We start from the raw sequence: 18646 nt of genomic DNA, 5'->3' as shown, positions 1-18646 counted from the left end.
GATTTAATGGATGAAAAGAAAATTAATGAAAGATGTAGGATAATAAAAAATGTATTTCTTTTTGCCTTTGCAGCTATAATAATTAAAATTTTATATATGAATATAATTAAATATGATTATTATACTGATTTAGCCGATAATAAAACATATAAAGAAATTACTGTAAAAGCGGCTAGGGGGGAAATAAGAGATAGATATGGAAGAATATTAGCAGGAAATGAGAATCAGTTTACTGTTCAAGTATCAATAAATGAATTAACAAAAAATGATACAAAAGAAGATAAGTCAGAAGGAAATAATATTTCTCTAAAACTTATTAATTTATTAGAAAAAAATAAAGAAAAGTATACAGATGAGTTTCCAATAATAATAGAAAATGGGAAATATTATTATACTTATGATGAAAATATAAAACAATATAAGGAACAAAATAATATTCCACAAGACTTAAATGCTAAGGAAACATTTTATTACTTAGTAGATCAATTAATAGCAGATGGAAAGTTGACAGAAGAAAATAGAAATTTAAAACCATCAGATCTACAGAAGAAAGTAAATGAAGCAGGATATTATCCTCCAATACTTGTATCAAAATGGATATTCACAGAAGATAGGGAAAAGAATGACTGGATTGAAGGATATAAAGTAGATAAATGGATGAAAGAAAAGAAAATAAATTCTACTAAACCTGATGCAGATGTAGCATTTAAAGCAATAAGAGATTACTACTTAATAGATTCAAGTTTAAGTGATGAAGAAGCTAGAAAAATACTTATAGTTAGGGATCTTATAAAATCTCAGGGTTATACAAAATATAAACCAGTAACAATAGCAAAAAATATAAGTGAAAATACAATAGCAACAATTGAGGAGATGGCACTTGAACTTCCTGGAATATCTGTGTCTAATGAACCTGTTAGAACGTATCCTAACGGAAATTTAGCATCTCATGTTATGGGATATTTAGGGAAGATACCTTCAACTCAAGAAAAACAATATCTAGAGAATAAAGAAGAAAAATATTCTAAAGATGACATAGTAGGGCTTGCTGGAGTGGAAAAAACTCAGGAAAGTAAACTACATGGAACGGATGGGTATAAAAAAGTTAAAGTTGATGCTGTAGGAAATATAACAGAGAACCTAGAGGTGACTGAGCCTGTTTCAGGAGATACAGTATATCTTACACTTGATAAAGATTTACAAGAAGTAGCAGAAAAAGCTTTAGAAAAGACACTTAAAGTATTACGTGATGGTGGAGTCTATGAAAGTGACTATGGTAATGTAAGTGTTGCAGGAGGGAATCCAAATGCAAAATCAGGTGCTGTTATAGTTACAGATGTAAACACTGGCGAAGTTTTAGCTTCAGCATCTTATCCATCATATGATCCAAACTTATTTGTATCTGGGATATCCTCAAAGGATTATAATGATTTACAGCCTAAAAACACAAATGACTTTCTTGCACCAGCACCACTGTTAAACTTGGTTACTCAAGGTGTATTCCAACCTGGTTCAACATTTAAAATGATTACAGGTATGGCAGCTTTAGAAAATGGTTTAAATCCAGAATACAGTATAAATGATACAGGTGTTATTTGGATGGGTTCTGGTTCATCAAAAAAATCTTATGGTGATGCCATATGGAATAAAAGTAGAGCTAATCATGGGGTTGTAAATCTTTACAAAGCTATACAAGAATCTTGTAATATTTACTTCTACACTATAGGTACAGGAGAAAATAGAATTGGTGGAGCTAATCCTAATGCAAAAATAGGACCAGAGCAAGTAATGGATTATGCTAAACTATTTGGTTTAGATGACTATACAGGATTATATGAAGATTTGGGTAGTGAAAGTAAAGGTACAGTACCTAGTGAGGAAGCTAAAATTGAGTCTACAAAATCTATGTTAAAAACATATTTAAATAAAGTTATGAAAAATAGTTTTACTGACATAACTAAGGATAAAAATCCTGAAGAATTTGCTACAAGAATTCAGCAAATAGCAAATTGGTGTGAAGAAAAAACTACACCAAGTAAAGCTGAAGTTCTAAAAAGATTAGAAGAGCTTAAAGTAAAAGAAGATGATTTAGAACCTTTAGCTGATCAAATAGTATATACTTATTTAAATTTCTCTAAATGGACTACATCAGATGCTTTTAACTTAGCTATTGGACAAGGTGAAAATGCCTATACTCCAGCACAAATAGTTAGATATATTTCTGCTATAGCAAACGGAGGGACTTTAAATCAACTTTATCTTGTTCAAAAGTCTATATCGCCTGATTATAGCCAAGTAGATATAAAAGAACCTGAATCTGAAAAAATAGCATTTAAAGATGATGATAACCTAAAAGATTTAATTATAGGTATGAAGAGAGTTGTTACTGAAGGTACTGCTAATAAAGTATTAGGAGATCTTGGTGTACCGATAGCAGCTAAGACTGGTACTGCACAAAAAAGTACAAAGATACCAACAGATAATGAGTACAAATATTTAATGAGTCATTTATCATCATACAATGTGAACAAAGATGAAGTGTTAGATGTATATCATAAGTTAAGAGGAGAAAGAGAAGCAGAATTAACTAAAGCTAGAATCGATGAAATTAAAGAACAATTAGCAAGTAAAGATATTGATGATGAAACTAAGGAAACACTAGAAAAAGAGTTAAAGGAAGGTGTTTCTGAGAAACTACCTGAAGATAATGATAGAATAAATGCAGCTTATTTAAGAAGAGCAATAAAAGAGCTTAATCATAAAATAACAGATGAAGAGATAGATGCATTTAAAGAAACATATGGAGATTTTGGTTGGGCAGTATCTTATGCTCCAGCAGATAATCCAGAAATAGCAATATGTGTTGTAATACCTCAAGGTAACTCAGGGACTTATGCAACATTACCTATGAAGGATATTATAGGACACTACATGGGTCTAAGAGGTAAATCTTCTAATGATACAAATAATACAACAGACAACAAAGACAAAGAAGACAACAATAATTCAGAAGAAGATAGCATAAATTTTTCGACACAATTGAAAAAATAAAAGGTGATTAAGATATTTATGAAGAATATAGTAAATAAACTAATATCACTCTGGAGGTTGTTATGTCTTTTAGTGAATATTCCACAGAAGAGCTTATAGAGTTTAAAGGAAATAAAAAAGGGATTATTATTAATATTAAAAAAGTAGCACCCTTTGAACATGTAGAAAAAAGTATAATAGATAGATTAGAAGAAAATGTTGGATTTTTTAATGGGGCAAAAATTTATCAAATTAATTGTGACTATCTAAATGATATTTACATGATGATGATTAAAGAATCTATTACATCAAAATTTGATATAGAGTTTGTCGAAGAAGATAAAGAAACTTATATTAACACTTTTGAAACAAAGTATGTGGATGCTATGAGATCTGGGGAAAATGTAGTCTTTGATGGAGACGTTGTAGTAATGAGTGATATGAACCCTGGTTCACAAGTTAGTTCCACTAGAAATGTTGTTATTATGGGTAATATGAATTCTGGAGCTAAAGTAGTTGCTAATGGGAATATTGTAGTAATGGGTGAAGTGCGAGGATTTGTTCATGCAGGAGCTAAAGGAAATAATTCGGCTTATGTTATAGCAAATAATTTGAATCCTAAAATACTGCAAATAGCAGATAATATTGCAGAGGCACCAGAGGATGATTATGAAGAATCTAAGGATGATAAAAAAATTATTCCGGAGATAGCCTTTGTGAGTAAAGACAGGATTGTTATTGAAAGCTTTTTACCTAAAACTTTAAAAAACAAGGAAATATATAGGGGGTAGTATAATGAGCGAAGTCATAGTTATAACTTCAGGCAAAGGTGGAGTTGGTAAAACAACAACTGTATCTAACTTAGGCACAGCACTTAGTTTAGAAAATAAAAGAACTGTTGTGGTAGATGCAGATATAGGTCTTAGAAACTTAGATGTGGTCATGGGTCTAGAAAACAGAATAGTATATGATATAGTAGATGTAGTTGAGGGAACGTGTAAGTTAAAGCAAGCATTGATAAAAGATAAGAGATTTGAAAATCTATACTTATTACCAGCAGCACAAACAAGAGATAAAAATGCAGTATCTGTGGAACAAATGTCTGAACTTTGCGAAAAACTAAAAGAAAGTTTTGATTATATAATAATAGATTGTCCTGCGGGAATAGAACAAGGATTCAGAAATGCCATAGCAGGAGCAAATAGAGCTATTGTTGTTACAAATCCTGAAGTATCTGCTGTTAGGGATGCAGACAGAATAATTGGGTTATTAGAAGCTAATGAAATTAGTGAAATTAGATTGATAATTAATAGAATAAGACAGGATATGGTTAAACGTGGAGATATGATGGACAAGCAGGATATAGTTGAAATATTAGCTATAGACTTAATTGGCATAGTTCCAGATGATGAAAGTATAATCGTATCAACAAATAAAGGGGAACCAGCAATACTTGATTCTAAATCAAATGCAGGTAAAGCATATAGAAACATTGCCCAAAGAATACTAGGTAATAATGTTCCTATTATGGAAATGGAACAAGAAACTAACTTCTTTGGAAAAATCAAAAAAATGTTTGGCGTAGCTAAATAGAATAGGGGGATGTTCATGTTTGATCTTTTTAAGGCTTTTTCAAGCGAAAATAAGACTAGCAAAAACGTAGCAAAAGAAAGGTTAAAATTAGTTCTTGTACATGACAGGGTAGATTGCTCTCCACAACTTTTAAATATGATTAAAGATGACATATTAAAAGTTATATCTAACTACGCTGATATAGAAGAAGATGGTTTAGAGATAAAGATGTCTAAAACTAGAAGTGAGAATGGAGACAGACCAGTATCTGCCTTAGTTGCAAATATACCACTTAAGAATTTAAGAGACAGGAAAATATAAATTAGTCTTAATAAAGGGGGATATACTTAAGGTATATTCCCTATTTAGTTCATGACATTTTAATATGGATCTCTATACCAGAAAGACGGTGATAAATTGTTTAAATATAAAAATAGTTTAAAGTTATTGAAACAGTTAGATTGGAAGTTAATAGCCACTCTTTTTGTAATATTTACTTTTGGTATTGTTATCTTAAGTAGTGCTACTCATGCAAATCAAACTGGAAATTATTCTAGACTAATGAAACAAACTGTAGCTTTTGTTTTAGGTTTAGGAGTGATTATGTTCATACTGATTTTTGATTACAACTTTTTAGGGCAATATTACAAAGAGTTGTATGTGGCAAGTGTTGTATTATTAGCCATTGTTCTAATCCCTGGAATAGGGGCTATTAGAGGAGGAGCTAGATCAACTCTATCATTTGGTCCACTTGATTTACAGACAGCAGAAGTAGTTAAGTTTACATTTATATTAAGTTATGCAAAAATTGTAGAGCTTAAAAAAGGAAGAATGGATAATGCAAAAGATATTGTAAGATTATTAATGTATGCAGCGCCCATAATTGGCCTATTAATTGCACAGCCAGACTTAGGTACAGCTATAGTATTTTGTTGTATAATTGCAGGAATAATATTTACAGCTGGAATTGATTACAAAATATTAAGAAAAGCAATAATAGTTGGAGTTGTAGCCCTTCCTATTGTATACCTATGTATAGATCCATACCAACAAGATAGAATAACAGGATTCTTACATCCAGAAGACACAAGCATACAAGGAAACTATCAGGTTATGCAGTCTAATATAGCGATAGGATCAGGTGGATTTACTGGAAAGGGTCTTTATAAAGGAACACAAAACCAAGAAGACTTCTTACCTATACAAGATAGTGACTTTATATTTGCTGTTGTAGGAGAAGAATTAGGCGTAATAGGGATGGTAGCCTTAATAAGCTTATTTGCTTATTTCTTATTCAGAATGTTAAAAATTTCAGCTGAATCCAAGGATGAATACGGAGCGTTGATAGCAGTTGGAGTAACCTCCATGTTTGCCTACCAAATTATCCAAAATATAGGGATGACCGTATCCTTAATACCAGTAACAGGAGTGACCCTTCCATTTATAAGTTATGGTGGTAGTTCTGTTTTAACATCTATGGCAAGTTTAGGCTTAATATTAAATGTTTGTATGAGAAGAAAGAAAATAAACTTCTAGAGAAAGTAGAGGTGCAAGGGAAATATGAAAATGAATATAGCATTAGTATCACATGATGAGATGAAAAATACTATGGTGGGTTTTTGTATTGCCTATGAAAACATATTAAAGAAATATGGCATTTATGCAACAGGAACTACTGGTAAAAGAATTATGGATGAAACAAACTTAAAAATAAATAGATTGGCATCTGGGCCTCTTGGTGGAGATCAGCAAATTGGTTCCTTAATTGTTAATCAAGATATTGATTTAGTTATATTTTTAAGAGATCCACTAACTTCTCAGGCTCATGAGCCTGATATACAAGCATTGATTAGACTTTGTGATGTGTATTATGTGCCAGTTGCAACAAACTTAGCTAGTGCGGAAATTTTTATTAAAGCATTGGATAGGGGAGAGTTCTCTTTTAGAGAAGTAAGAAAAACTACAAGTCAGAGAGTTTAAAATAAAAGGTTAATGTGAAGAACTGATTTTCAACACATTAACCTTTTTAATTTTTTTTATTTAATATAACTAGCAAATTCTACACCGTAATCTAAACATTCTTTGAATGTATCATTACAAGGGAAGAATTTCTTTTTAAGAGCTGGTTGAGGAACTTTAAATGACATAGCTTTGAATATATTCTCAGCCATAGATATACCTTCACCACTCCATCCATAAGAACCAAATACACCGGCAATAGTTCCTTTGTTAGCCATTGGATCTATTGCTGAGAATAAATCCCACATAGGCTTAACCATTGTTCTATTAATTGTTGGAGAACCAACTAAAACTACTTTTGCATTTAATACAGCAGTGTGCATTTCTTCTAAAGATAATTTTTCTAAGTCAAATAGCTTAACCTTAACATCTTGAGATAGAGCACCTTCTTGTATTTTTTTAGCCATTTCAAAAGTATTAGCATAAGCTGATAAGTAGAATATAGCCATTTCACATTGATTAGTTGCTTCTAAAGCTTCTTTTGACCACTCTACATATCTAGCAACTTGCTCCATTGGTTTTTCAGAAAGAATAGGACCATGAGAAGTTAATATAGTGTCAAAGTCTAATCCTAATTCAACAACTTTGTCTACAGCATCTAAAACATATTTTGCATAAGGCTTAACTATGCAATCATAATATAATTTTGCTGAATCTAAATATCCTTCACCGTGGATAGCTTCTGCATCATAATGAGAGTAATGACATCCAAAAGCATCACAAGTTAATAAAATTTTGTCTTCAGGAACATAAGTAAACATTGTATCTGCCCAATGTAAGAAAGGAGCCTGAATAAATTCAAGATTTCTTTTACCTATGTTTAATTTGTCACCAGTTTTAACAGTAGTACAATTAAATGGTCTATTAACTTGGTCACTTAAGTATAATTTAGCTGCATTAGTACATACAACTTCTATGTTTGGATTTATATCTAATATATACTTCAAACAACCAGAATGATCTGGCTCAGTGTGATGAACAACCACGCAATCAATATCTCTAATATCTACTACTTCTTGTAAATTACTTAAAAATTCATCTTTAAAACAATCTTTTACAGTATCAAATAAAACAACTTTTTCATCTTTTATTAAGTAAGAATTATAAGTTGTTCCATACTTTGTTTCCATTATAATATCAAATATTTCTAAATCCTTATCTACTACGCCAGTATAAAATATATCTGGCTTAATTTCAAAAACATTGCTCATTGCAAACCTCCTAAATATAAAAAATCATAGCACAAATTGTATATACCCAATTTGATTCAAAATTAAACTAAAAATATGATTAAGATTATTATTTTAGTTATTTGTTATTTTTACTCAAGAAATAAGAAAAAACTAAAACAGTGTAAATAATCTCACTAAATAAATTATATTATTTTAAGGAACATTTTACAAATTAATATTTATATAGATAAAGTTGTTGTAAAATAAGTATAATGAATAATAATAACGCGATAATATAAGTAATGAGTTAATATATGGATTTTTAAAGTAAAAATTTTTGATACCGAATATTTTATAGTGTATAATAAAATTTATGTTAATTACAATTAGTTTATCGGAGGTTTCAATATTAGATGGATAAAGCAGAATTTAGAAAAATTTTAAAAAAAGTAGAAAAACCAGCTAGATATTTAGGAAATGAAATAAATTCAATACATAAAGATACTAGCAAAGAAGGTTTAATAAGATATGCACAATGTTTCCCAGATTTATATGAAGTAGGAATGAGCCATTTAGGAAGTCAAATCTTATATAGAGTATTAAATAGCGATGAGAATGTTTATTGTGAAAGAGTTTATTCTCCAGCAGTAGATATGGAAGGAATATTAAGAGAAAAGAATATACCTCTATTTGCAATAGAATCTAGAGAACCTATAACAAATTTTGACTTTGTTACATTTACCCTTCAATATGAACTTTCTTATACAAATATATTAAACATATTAGACTTAGCTAATATAGAAATATTTGCAAAAGATAGAAAGTCAGATGATCCATTTATAATGGTTGGAGGACCTTGTGCTTACAACTCAGAGCCTTTAGCAGATTTTGTGGACATAGTAATACTTGGAGAAGGCGAAGAAGTTAATTTAGAAGTACTAAACGAGTATAAAGAGTGGAAGAAAAACAAAACAACTAGAGAAGATTTCTTAATGAGAGCTTCTAAAATAGAAGGTGTTTATATACCTAGTTTCTATGATGTTACATATAACGAAGATAAAACAGTAAAAGAAACGGCGCCGAATAGAGATGGAATACCTACTAACCCAAGAAAAAGAATAATAAAGAATATGGATGAAGTTCCATATCCAGAAGCCTTAATAGTCCCATATATAGAAACTGTTCACGAAAGAGTAGTTTTAGAATTATTTAGAGGATGTACTAGAGGATGTAGATTCTGTCAAGCTGGTATGATTTATAGACCGATAAGAGAAAAAGGTATAGATACTCTAAAATCATCTTTAGACAAACTAATAAAAAGTACAGGATACGATGAAATATCTTTATCTTCACTTTCAACTAGTGACTATTCTAAACTAAGTGAACTTACAGATGTTTTAATAGAAGAATACGCAAGTAAAAACATAGGTATATCTTTGCCTTCGCTTAGACTAGACAACTTCACAATGGAAATTGCGGAAAAAATACAACAAGTTAGAAAATCAGGACTTACATTTGCACCAGAAGCAGGAACTCAAAGAATGAGAGATGTTATAAATAAAGGTGTAAGTGAAGAAGATTTAAAAAATGCTACTACAAAAGCTTTTGAAATGGGATGGCATAGTGTAAAACTTTATTTCATGATAGGGCTTCCAACAGAAAGATACGAAGATTTAGATGGAATAAAAGATTTAGCATACAATGTAATAGATACTTATAGAGAAGTGCATGGCGGAAAATTATCTAGAAAATTCGGAGTAACAGTAAGTACATCAACATTTGTACCAAAGCCATTTACTCCATTCCAATGGCATCCACAGGACACAGGAGATGTAGTTAGAGAAAAACAACAATACTTAGTTAAAGCTCTAAAAAATAGAGATATAAGATATAACTATCATGATTCAAAAACTAGTTTAATGGAAGCTGTTGTATCTAGAGGAGATAGAAGAATAGGTAAAGTTATTTACGATGCATTCAAAGCTGGAGCTAAATTTGATGGATGGTCAGAATACTTTAATTTAGACATATGGACTGAAGCTATGGAGAAAAACGGACTAGATATAAGCTGGTATGCTCATAGAGAAAGAAGCTACGACGAAGTATTTGCATGGGACCACATAGACGTAGGTGTATCTAAAAAATTCTTAATGAGAGAAAATGACAAAGCAAAAGAAGATGCAGTAACACCAGACTGTAGACATAAATGTAATGGTTGTGGAATAAATATAACGGACTTAGGAAGGGGGTTATGCTAATTATGAGTAAGTTAATTAGAGCTAAATACAAAAAAGAAGACGATATGATATTCATATCACATCTTGACTTACAAAGGCTTTTGCAAAGAGCATTTAGAAGAGCAGAAATAAACTTATCTTATTCTCAAGGATTTAACCCTCATCCAAAGATGAGTTATGGTAATGCCTTAGCTTTAGGAGTAGAAAGTCAAGGAGAATACGTTGATATTGAGATAGAAGATGATATAAGTGTAGAAGAGTTCTTAAAAAGAATAAACGAACAACTTCCAAAGGGTGTAGAATTCATAAAAGGAGAAGAAATAACTTCTCAGACTCCGTCCTTATCATCTGAGATAGAATACGGAGAATATTTGTTTAATATAGATTTAGATAAGCCTTTAAGCAAAGAACTAGTTAAAACTAGAGTACTAGAGCTTATAAAAAGTGAATCTATAATGATAACTAAGAAAAATAAAAAAGGTAAATTGGTAGAAAGTAATATAAGACCATTAATAAAAACTTTTGATTTGGTTGTATTAGATGACAATAGAGCAACCTTTGAAGCTATAATAGCTACAGGTTCAAAAGCTAATTTAAACATAAATACGCTTATACCAATATTGCTTGAGATTTTAGATATAAATATTGATCCAAAAGAAGCTGAAACAATAAGAAGAGATCTTTATGCAGTAAAAGAAGGAGAATTAGTAACTCCATTATAGTGAGGATAATAATGAAAAAAATAATAATTGAAACTTTAGCATCATCAGAGAAAACTGCCATAGTTGAAGATGATAAACTTGTGGAATTATTAATTGATGAAAATGAAAATAATAAATTAGTATCCAATATATATAGAGGAATAGTTAAAAATGTAAAAGCAGGTCTGGAGGCCTGCTTTGTAGATATAGGCATGGAAAAGTTAGCTTATCTTCCTCTTAAGAAGGATTCAGATATAAAATCTGGAATGGATATTATGGTTCAAATTAATAAAGAAGCAGTAGGTACAAAAGGTCCTAAATTAAACTTAGAAGTAAGTTTATCAGGTCGTTACTTAGTTTATATACCAAGTAACGATAGAATAACCATATCTAATAGACTACAAGATGAACAAGAGAGATTTAGGCTTAAAAAGATTATAAAAAAACTTGTTGGAAAAGACTGTGGAATTATAATTAGGACAGAAGCTAATGGATGCAGTGAAGAAGAATTAGAAAAAGATTTTGCTGATTTAAAAGAAAAGTATGATTTAATTTGCAAAGAATTTAAGTTAGGCATAGGGCCTAAACTTTTATATAAAGATCTAGATGCATCTACAAAATACATAAAAGACAATGTAAATGACGATATTAGCGAAATTGTTGTAAATGATAATAATAAATATGAAGAAATAAAAAGAATTCTAAAAAATATTAATAATGATTATTTAAACAAACTAAAAATAATTGATAATGTAGATATTTTTGATTTATATAAAGTACAAATTCAAGTAGCTAAAGCTCTAAACAAAAAAGTATGGTTAAAAAGTGGTGGCTATTTAATTATAGAAAAAACAGAAGCTTTAACTGTAATAGATGTTAACACAGGAAAATTCACTGGAAATTCCAATAGAGAAGATACAGTATATAAAACTAATGAAGAGGCATGTATAGAAATTGCAAGGCAGTTAAAACTTAGAGATATAGGTGGAATAATCATAATTGATTTTATAGATATGATTAAAAAGAAAAATAAGGAAAGCTTATTAAAAATCTTAACTCATGAGTTGCAAAAAGATAAAAGAAAATCTGAAGTATTAGGACTTACAAGACTAGGACTAGTAGAAGTTGCAAGAAGAAGAGAAAAAAAATCCATAAATGAATATTATTTAGAAGAATGTGGTTCATGTAATGGAGATTCATCTACAAAATCAATGAATTATATTATGGATGATTTGGAAAAAGAAATAAGTAGAATAAAACATCATACATGCTATAATCATATCACTGTCGAATTTAACCCAATAGCACTTAGCAAAATTAAAGTTAATTACATGGGCCTAATTAATAAAATAAGTGGAAAATACGAAATGAACATTTTGTTAGAAGAAAATAAAGATATATCCTATGAAAAATATAAAATTATTTTTGTAAGCTAGTTGACATTTTGTTCAATAAGTAGTATTATTTATAACTGTAATGCCGCACAGAAAAGGTTCAAACTTTCCATTGGAAATACCTTGATGGCGAGTTCTTAGACCGAGGAGGTGTATATTAATGTACGCTATAGTTAAAACAGGTGGAAAGCAATACAAAGTTGCTGAAGGTGATGTATTATTCGTTGAAAAGTTAGAAGCGCAAGCTGGTGAAGAAATAACTTTAAACGAAGTATTAGCTTGTACTAATGCAGAAGGAGAACTAGTTGTTGGAGCTCCAGTTGTAGAAGGTGCTTCTGTTACTGCTAAAGTAGTAGAGCAAGGAAAAGCTAAGAAAATAGTAGTTTACAAGTATAAAGCTAAAAAAGACTACAGAAGAAAACAAGGTCATCGTCAACCATACACTAAGATAGTTGTTGAAAAAATAAACGCTTAGTAGTAGGTTAACAAAATGATAAAGATAAAATATCATTATACAGACGAATTCAGACGTAAAGGTTTTACAATAAAAGGACATGCTGATTTTGCTCCAATAGGACAAGATATTGTTTGTTCAGCTGTGACTTCTAATGCCATTGGTGTTATCAATTCATTAGATACATTAGCAAAAGTAAAATTCGACTCTGTAATAGGCCAAGAAGGTTTTATTGAATGTCTAGTTCACGAAGAAAGTTTAAATGAAAAAACTGATTTATTACTAGAACATTTTGAATTAGCAATGAAATCAATCCAAAAGGATTATCGAAACAATATAAAAATCTTAAAAAAGTAGGGGGTGACTCCAAATGTTAAACATGAACTTACAATTATTAGCATCTAAAAAAGGGGTAGGATCATCTAAAAACGGTAGAGATTCTATAGCTAAAAGATTAGGTGTTAAAAGATATGACGGACAAATAGTTACTGCTGGTAGTATAATAGTAAGACAAAGAGGTACTAAAATACATCCAGGAACTAATGTAGGTAAAGGTGGAGATGACACTTTATTCGCATTAATAGACGGTACTGTTAAATTCGAAAGAAAAGACAAAAAAAGAAAAAAAGTAAGTATATATCCAGTACAAGTTGCTGAATAATAAAGGGAGAGGAGTGTATTTACACTCCTTTTCTTTTTAAATAATGAGAATTTGAATAAAATGCAAATTCCAATAGGAGGTGCCACTTTTGTTTATAGATAAGGCAAGGATATTTGTCAAAGCTGGAAATGGTGGAAACGGTGCAGTATCATTTAGAAGAGAAAAATATGTTCCTGCAGGTGGGCCAGATGGTGGAGACGGAGGAAGAGGCGCTAGTGTTATATTTGAAGTTGATAACGACTTAAGAACACTAATGGACTTTAAATACCAAAGAAAATATGTAGCCACTACAGGTGGAGATGGAAGTAAAAAAAGACAAGCTGGTAAAAATGGTGAAGATTTAGTGCTAAAGGTACCAGCTGGAACAATAATCAGAGATGAAGCTACAAATAAAATAATAGCAGACTTAAAAGAAGAAGGAGATAGAGCTGTTGTTGCAAGAGGTGGTAGAGGCGGAAAAGGAAACCACAATTTTGCAAACGCAGTAAGACAAGCTCCGAACTTTGCAAAATCAGGAACTGATGGTGAAGAAAAATGGGTTATATTAGAGCTTAAAATGATAGCTGATGTGGGACTATTAGGATTTCCTAACGTAGGTAAATCTACATTCTTATCAGTTGTTACTGCAGCTAAACCAAAGATAGCAAACTATCACTTCACAACTTTAACACCAAATCTTGGTGTGGTACAAACAAAATTTGGAGATAGTTTTGTTTTAGCTGACATACCAGGGCTTATAGAAGGTGCAGCTGAAGGTGTTGGTCTTGGACATGATTTCTTAAGACACGTTGAAAGAACTAAAGTATTAATACATATAGTTGATATTTCAGGGCTAGAAGGTAGAAATGCTTTAGAAGACTTTGATAGTATAAATGGTGAACTTAAATTATACAATGAAAAACTAGCTACAAGATCTCAAGTTGTAGTAGCTAATAAAATAGATATACTTGAAGATGAATCAGTTTATGAAGAGTTTAAGACAACTTTAGAAGAAAGAGGATATAAAGTATTCAAAATGTCTGCAGCAACAAGAGAAGGTATAGATGATGTAATAACTTATGTTTCTCAAGTATTAAAAGATGCTGAAGATATAGAACTTGTATCTGAGGAAGAACTGTATGTTCCTGAATTAGATTCTGAAGAAGAAGAAGGTCTACAAGTAGAAATAGAAAATGGAGTATATGTTGTTACAGGTAAAGCACTTAGAAGAATTATGTACTCTGTTAACTTTGAAGATATGGAATCTATTCAATTCTTCCAAAAATCTATGGAAAGTCAAGGTGTATTTGACAAACTTAGAGAAATGGGTATTGAAGATGGAGATACAGTTAAGATATACGAAATAGAATTTGAATTCTATGATTAAAATTTAATATAAAAGAGGTGACAATATGTTAAACGGAAGACAAAGAGCGTATTTAAGATCTTTAGCAAATAGTCTTAAGCCTATAACTCAAATAGGAAAAGACGGTGTAACTGAAGGTTTCTTAGAACAATTAGATGTAATGCTAGACTCAAAAGAATTAGTTAAAGTAACTATATTAGAAACTGCTGGTATAGATACGAAAGAAGCAGCTAATGCTATATGTAAAGCATTAAGAGCTGAATTTGTTCAAGCTATAGGTTTTAAATTTACATTATACAGAAAAAATGTAGAAGAACCAAAAATATTATTCCCAGGTCAAAAAGCTTCAGTTAAAAAAGTAGCAGAAGAAGGTATGACTAAAAAAGGAAAACCAACTAAAAGATCTCAAAGAAGATAGTAGTTTTAATATAATGAAATACAACTTATAAGAAATAAATTTCAGAAGTATATAAAAATAAGCTATTACTAATTGACTAAAAAAGTCATTTATGATGGCTTTTTTTATTATTTTATTTAAAATATTGCCTATAATTATTCTTAGAAAGATTATTATAATGGTTAAAATTTAATTATTATATAAAATATGCTATACTGTAAAATGGTACTTTAACTTGAAATATAAATTGTGAAAAAATATTAATTCAATAGATAAATTCACCACATTCAAGGCAGAAGATAATAACTTTAATATGGATTAAAATAATTAAATTCTGGTTATAAAGTAGTTTTCTTTAATAGAATTAAAGAAGATTATAAGGTTGGACTATTATAAATTTATAATAAAAGAAAATTAGAATTTGTGTTATTACTTCATTGTTTAAAATATAATTATAATAAGTTATATTTAATATGGTATTATAACTCATAAATAAACTTAAAAATAGAATATGAAAGGAAAGTCAAATATGAAAAAAATAGCTAAAATATTAACCTTAATAATATGCTTAACAACGGGAAGCATATTATTTACAGGTTGTAGCAAAAAGGATAATTATCCTGAAGAAATAAACTTTTTTAACTATGGTGAAAACATAGATGATGAAACAGTAAAAGAATTTGAGAGAAAATATGATATAAGAGTTAATATTGAAACTTTTGATGATATGGAAGCTATGTATTCAAAGGTTAAAAGTGGAGCGGGAAAATACGATGTTATTTTAGTGTCAGATGCTTTAATGCCAAGAATGATAGACCAAAAGCTTATACAGAAAATAAACAAGGATAATATACCCAATATATCTCAAATGGACAAAGAATACTTAGATTTAGAAATAGATCCAGGTAACAAATACTCAGTACCTTATATGTTCGGAACAGTAGGACTTATTTATAATAAAGATGTAATAAAAGAAGAAGTAAAAAGTTGGGACATATTATGGAATGAAAAATATAAAGACAAAATATTTATGTTTGATACATATAGAGACACAATAGGTGTAGCATTAAAGAAATTAGGGTATTCTTTAAATTCAACTAATCCAAAGGAAATAGAAGAAGCAAAAGAATTACTATTAGAACAAAGAAAATTGGTTAAACCGTTATATGGTGTAGATAACGGAACGACAATGATTCCAGCAGGAGAGACAGATATAAACATGATATGGTCTGGAGAAGGATTAAACTTACAGGATGAATATCCTAATCTAGTTTATGTAGTGCCTGAAGAAGGGGCAAACTTCTGGATTGATAGTTTATGTATACCTAAAAATGCTAAAAATGTGGAAGGTGCTGAAAAGTTTATAAACTTTGTAAGTGATAAGAAAAGTGCCTTTAGGATAGCTGATGAAATAGGATATACGACTCCTAATAAAGAAGCAAGAGAAGAACAACCAGAAAGTGTAAAAAATAATCCGAATGCATATATGCCTACAGAAATAATGAATAGATGCGAAATTTACAAAGATTTCCCACTGGATGTTAAAAAAATGTATGATAAAGCGTGGATTGCAATAAAATCAGATGAACAATAAAAATAGAGGTAGATTAGTCTACCTCTATTTTTGTGTGACCAAAAGTTTGATATATTAATCTTTTATGATAAAAATATATTAAAATACAATATTAATTTATTGAAAAACGATATTATAACTGCTATCATTATATTATAAAAACAAAAGGGGGAGTGTGTATTATGTTAAAAAATACAACAAAAACAAAAAGTATATTAAGTTCTTCATTAATAATGTTATTCTTCGCATTGGGTTTAATATTGATAATGGCAGTATTTATGGGAATTCCATTTATTTTTAATAATAGTAAGGACACAGGTACATTAGTATTTTATATTGGAGTATTTATTATTGGATTAACTTATTTAATAATGATCGTTTTTTTATTGGATATAGTAAGTACTTCAAGAGTAAATATATTTGTAAAATCAAATGTAAAAAAATTTAAAAATATAGGCTATTTATTACTTGCAAATTTAATATTAGACTATATTCTTACAATAATAGATGGAGTGAGTGGTCTTAGATTTTTGGACTTAGCTCCAGGTGTTTTTATAACGCCGGGTATGGCTATATATTTTATAGCAGGCCTTTTATGCTTTGTAATTGCTGATGCTTTTGATCAAGCTATCACAATAAAAGAGGAAAATGAATTTACTGTATAGGAGATTATTATGACTATTATAGTTAACTTAGACGTGATGATGGCAAAAAGGAAAATGTCACTGAAAGATTTAGCAGAAAAAATAGATATTACTAATGCCAATTTATCTATATTGAAAAATAACAGAGCTAAGGCTGTTAGGTTTACAACTCTAAATGAGATATGCAAAGTTTTAGATTGTCAGCCAGGGGATATACTTGAGTATATAGAAGGCGAGGAAGTATAACTAGGGGGAAAATTTATGAAGTGGAGGATATTAATAATATCTATATTAATATGTTTGATTACAGTTGGATGTTCTAATACTAGTACTTTAACTTTAGAAGAAAAAGTGGCTGATTTTGAACAATTATACAATGAAGTCAAAGAGGGTTATCCTTATTTAGAAGTTAATAAAAGACTATATAAAGATGATTGGCTAGCAAATAAAGAGGATTTTAGAAGGAGAATTGAAAAAACATCATCAGATGAGGATTTTGCAAATGAATTAAATTCCATAATGAGAAAATTGCATAATGGGCATACAGAAGTGATTACTGATGCTTCATACTTTAATATGTTGAAAGATGTTTATGAACCTTTAGGATGGTATGATTTTTTTAATGATAAAGATTTAAACCACTTATATAATGATAAAGAAAAAAGTAATGCATATGGAATGGGAAGTGGTAAAAATATAGAGCTAAAAGATTTAGTTGAAGATAAAGTGGGATATATGTATATACCTCAAATGAACTCAGCAAGTGGAAGTATTGACGATGATATGAAAAAAATTAGTTCCTATATAAAGGAAATAGAAGATTATCAATCCCTTATTATTGATATAAGAGGAAATATGGGAGGGAATGATCAATACTGGGTAGACTTGGTATCTAATATTTCTGATAAGAATTATAAATGTAGAGGATATCGTTTATTTAGAAATTCTTCTAATATTATAAAAAACTATACAAAAGCGAGAAACTCAAAACTTAATGATATTAAGGAATTACCTATGCTAAGTAATGCACCAAAAGAAGCTACGAATATGTTTACACATTTTGAATATAATGAAGAAGTTGTAAAAGGAAAAGCAAAAATGCCTTTTAAAGGGGAAATATATTTACTAGTAGACGGTGATGTATTTTCTGGAGCAGAGTCATTTGCTATATTTTGTAAAGAACAGAAATTTGCGACTATAATAGGATCCCAAACAGGTGGGGATGGATATGTATATGATCCCGTGCTTTTTAAACTAAATAATAGCGGTATTATTGTTAGAATGTCATCTACAATGTATTTAACAGAAAGTGGTATATGTGACGAAGAGAAAAAAGTTACTCCAGATATAGAAGTGAATAATACTATAAGGTATGGTATACGTAAAATAGACCCTTGTGTAAATAAGGTATTAGAATTGGAAAATATTCAATAAAAATAGTGCTCAT

At 29.8% G+C, this 18646-nt stretch carries 19 protein-coding genes; 18 read left to right on the top strand and 1 reads right to left on the bottom strand.

All coding sequences use genetic code 11. The features are described from left to right. Positions 1-6: 6 nt before the first annotated feature. The 6 genes from K0039_RS05435 to mgsA all read left to right on the top strand — a co-directional run bounded on the left by K0039_RS05435 (position 7) and on the right by mgsA (position 6582). The gene (locus K0039_RS05435) at positions 7-3051 is read left to right on the top strand and encodes a penicillin-binding transpeptidase domain-containing protein (protein WP_228104009.1); all 3045 of its coding nucleotides are present in this window, start codon (positions 7-9) and stop codon (positions 3049-3051) included. A gap of 62 nt (positions 3052-3113) precedes the next feature. Continuing rightward, entirely contained in the window at positions 3114-3821 is a 708-nt protein-coding gene (locus tag K0039_RS05430) for a septum site-determining protein MinC (protein WP_228104008.1), read from the top strand. Positions 3822-3825: 4 nt separating this feature from the next. Further along, the gene (gene minD, locus K0039_RS05425; protein ID WP_228104007.1) at positions 3826-4623 is read left to right on the top strand and encodes a septum site-determining protein MinD; all 798 of its coding nucleotides are present in this window, start codon (positions 3826-3828) and stop codon (positions 4621-4623) included. Between the two features lie 15 nt (positions 4624-4638). After that, positions 4639-4923 carry a cell division topological specificity factor MinE gene (minE, locus tag K0039_RS05420; protein ID WP_228104006.1) on the top strand — a complete coding sequence of 95 codons (285 nt, stop codon included), beginning with the start codon at positions 4639-4641 and terminating at the stop codon, positions 4921-4923. A gap of 96 nt (positions 4924-5019) precedes the next feature. Continuing rightward, positions 5020-6138, top strand: a complete 1119-nt coding sequence (gene rodA / locus K0039_RS05415) for a rod shape-determining protein RodA (protein WP_228104005.1) — start codon at positions 5020-5022, stop codon at positions 6136-6138. 30 nt (positions 6139-6168) lie between these two features. Then, positions 6169-6582: a methylglyoxal synthase gene (gene mgsA, locus K0039_RS05410; protein ID WP_228104196.1), complete on the top strand. Its 414-nt coding sequence runs from the start codon at positions 6169-6171 to the stop codon at positions 6580-6582. 56 nt (positions 6583-6638) lie between these two features. Here the strand turns inward: mgsA and K0039_RS05405 are convergent, their stop codons facing one another. After that, positions 6639-7832 (bottom strand): FprA family A-type flavoprotein, encoded by a 1194-nt coding sequence (locus K0039_RS05405; RefSeq protein WP_228104004.1) that lies wholly within the window; start codon positions 7830-7832, stop codon positions 6639-6641. Positions 7833-8206: 374 nt separating this feature from the next. Between K0039_RS05405 and K0039_RS05400 the strand changes: the two genes are divergently transcribed. From K0039_RS05400 to K0039_RS05345, 12 genes are all read left to right on the top strand, one after another. Further along, complete coding sequence (locus K0039_RS05400) at positions 8207-10051, top strand: TIGR03960 family B12-binding radical SAM protein (RefSeq protein WP_228104003.1); 1845 nt, start codon at positions 8207-8209, stop codon at positions 10049-10051. 2 nt (positions 10052-10053) lie between these two features. Continuing rightward, positions 10054-10752: a TIGR03936 family radical SAM-associated protein gene (locus tag K0039_RS05395; RefSeq protein ID WP_228104002.1), complete on the top strand. Its 699-nt coding sequence runs from the start codon at positions 10054-10056 to the stop codon at positions 10750-10752. A gap of 11 nt (positions 10753-10763) precedes the next feature. Next, positions 10764-12167, top strand: a complete 1404-nt coding sequence (locus tag K0039_RS05390) for an Rne/Rng family ribonuclease (protein ID WP_228104001.1) — start codon at positions 10764-10766, stop codon at positions 12165-12167. Between the two features lie 118 nt (positions 12168-12285). Further along, positions 12286-12600, top strand: coding sequence for a 50S ribosomal protein L21 (rplU, locus tag K0039_RS05385; protein ID WP_228104000.1), 315 nt, complete (start codon positions 12286-12288; stop codon positions 12598-12600). Between the two features lie 15 nt (positions 12601-12615). After that, positions 12616-12936 (top strand): ribosomal-processing cysteine protease Prp, encoded by a 321-nt coding sequence (locus K0039_RS05380; RefSeq protein WP_228103999.1) that lies wholly within the window; start codon positions 12616-12618, stop codon positions 12934-12936. Between the two features lie 13 nt (positions 12937-12949). After that, positions 12950-13240 carry a 50S ribosomal protein L27 gene (rpmA, locus tag K0039_RS05375; protein WP_018591528.1) on the top strand — a complete coding sequence of 97 codons (291 nt, stop codon included), beginning with the start codon at positions 12950-12952 and terminating at the stop codon, positions 13238-13240. Positions 13241-13328: 88 nt separating this feature from the next. Further along, positions 13329-14606: a GTPase ObgE gene (gene obgE / locus K0039_RS05370; RefSeq protein WP_228103998.1), complete on the top strand. Its 1278-nt coding sequence runs from the start codon at positions 13329-13331 to the stop codon at positions 14604-14606. 25 nt (positions 14607-14631) lie between these two features. Further along, a complete protein-coding gene (locus K0039_RS05365; protein WP_228103997.1) occupies positions 14632-15003 on the top strand; it encodes a YhbY family RNA-binding protein in 372 nt (123 codons plus the stop codon). 508 nt (positions 15004-15511) lie between these two features. Then, a complete protein-coding gene (locus K0039_RS05360; protein WP_228103996.1) occupies positions 15512-16576 on the top strand; it encodes an ABC transporter substrate-binding protein in 1065 nt (354 codons plus the stop codon). Positions 16577-16737: 161 nt separating this feature from the next. Beyond that, positions 16738-17220, top strand: coding sequence for a DUF2975 domain-containing protein (locus tag K0039_RS05355; RefSeq protein WP_228103995.1), 483 nt, complete (start codon positions 16738-16740; stop codon positions 17218-17220). Between the two features lie 9 nt (positions 17221-17229). Next, complete coding sequence (locus K0039_RS05350; protein ID WP_228103994.1) at positions 17230-17445, top strand: helix-turn-helix domain-containing protein; 216 nt, start codon at positions 17230-17232, stop codon at positions 17443-17445. A gap of 15 nt (positions 17446-17460) precedes the next feature. Next, positions 17461-18633, top strand: a complete 1173-nt coding sequence (locus K0039_RS05345; RefSeq protein ID WP_228103993.1) for a S41 family peptidase — start codon at positions 17461-17463, stop codon at positions 18631-18633. The last annotated feature ends 13 nt before the right edge of the window (positions 18634-18646 follow it).

It is taken from the genome of Terrisporobacter mayombei (assembly GCF_020748465.1).
Classification (GTDB): domain Bacteria; phylum Bacillota; class Clostridia; order Peptostreptococcales; family Peptostreptococcaceae; genus Terrisporobacter; species Terrisporobacter mayombei.
This window is presented reverse-complemented; position numbering and strand designations above follow the sequence as displayed.

Excerpts from the sequence above, each read along its gene's own strand:
- K0039_RS05435 (WP_228104009.1), top strand. The coding sequence starts at position 7 with ATGGATGAAAAGAAAATTAATGAAAGATGTAGGATAATAAAAAATGTA.
- K0039_RS05430 (WP_228104008.1), top strand. The coding sequence starts at position 3,114 with ATGTCTTTTAGTGAATATTCCACAGAAGAGCTTATAGAGTTTAAAGGA.
- minD (WP_228104007.1), top strand. The coding sequence starts at position 3,826 with ATGAGCGAAGTCATAGTTATAACTTCAGGCAAAGGTGGAGTTGGTAAA.
- minE (WP_228104006.1), top strand. The coding sequence starts at position 4,639 with ATGTTTGATCTTTTTAAGGCTTTTTCAAGCGAAAATAAGACTAGCAAA.
- mgsA (WP_228104196.1), top strand. The coding sequence starts at position 6,169 with ATGAATATAGCATTAGTATCACATGATGAGATGAAAAATACTATGGTG.
- K0039_RS05405 (WP_228104004.1), bottom strand. The coding sequence starts at position 7,832 with ATGAGCAATGTTTTTGAAATTAAGCCAGATATATTTTATACTGGCGTA.
- K0039_RS05400 (WP_228104003.1), top strand. The coding sequence starts at position 8,207 with ATGGATAAAGCAGAATTTAGAAAAATTTTAAAAAAAGTAGAAAAACCA.
- K0039_RS05395 (WP_228104002.1), top strand. The coding sequence starts at position 10,054 with ATGAGTAAGTTAATTAGAGCTAAATACAAAAAAGAAGACGATATGATA.
- K0039_RS05390 (WP_228104001.1), top strand. The coding sequence starts at position 10,764 with ATGAAAAAAATAATAATTGAAACTTTAGCATCATCAGAGAAAACTGCC.
- rplU (WP_228104000.1), top strand. The coding sequence starts at position 12,286 with ATGTACGCTATAGTTAAAACAGGTGGAAAGCAATACAAAGTTGCTGAA.
- K0039_RS05380 (WP_228103999.1), top strand. The coding sequence starts at position 12,616 with ATGATAAAGATAAAATATCATTATACAGACGAATTCAGACGTAAAGGT.
- rpmA (WP_018591528.1), top strand. The coding sequence starts at position 12,950 with ATGTTAAACATGAACTTACAATTATTAGCATCTAAAAAAGGGGTAGGA.
- K0039_RS05365 (WP_228103997.1), top strand. The coding sequence starts at position 14,632 with ATGTTAAACGGAAGACAAAGAGCGTATTTAAGATCTTTAGCAAATAGT.
- K0039_RS05360 (WP_228103996.1), top strand. The coding sequence starts at position 15,512 with ATGAAAAAAATAGCTAAAATATTAACCTTAATAATATGCTTAACAACG.
- K0039_RS05355 (WP_228103995.1), top strand. The coding sequence starts at position 16,738 with ATGTTAAAAAATACAACAAAAACAAAAAGTATATTAAGTTCTTCATTA.
- K0039_RS05350 (WP_228103994.1), top strand. The coding sequence starts at position 17,230 with ATGACTATTATAGTTAACTTAGACGTGATGATGGCAAAAAGGAAAATG.
- K0039_RS05345 (WP_228103993.1), top strand. The coding sequence starts at position 17,461 with ATGAAGTGGAGGATATTAATAATATCTATATTAATATGTTTGATTACA.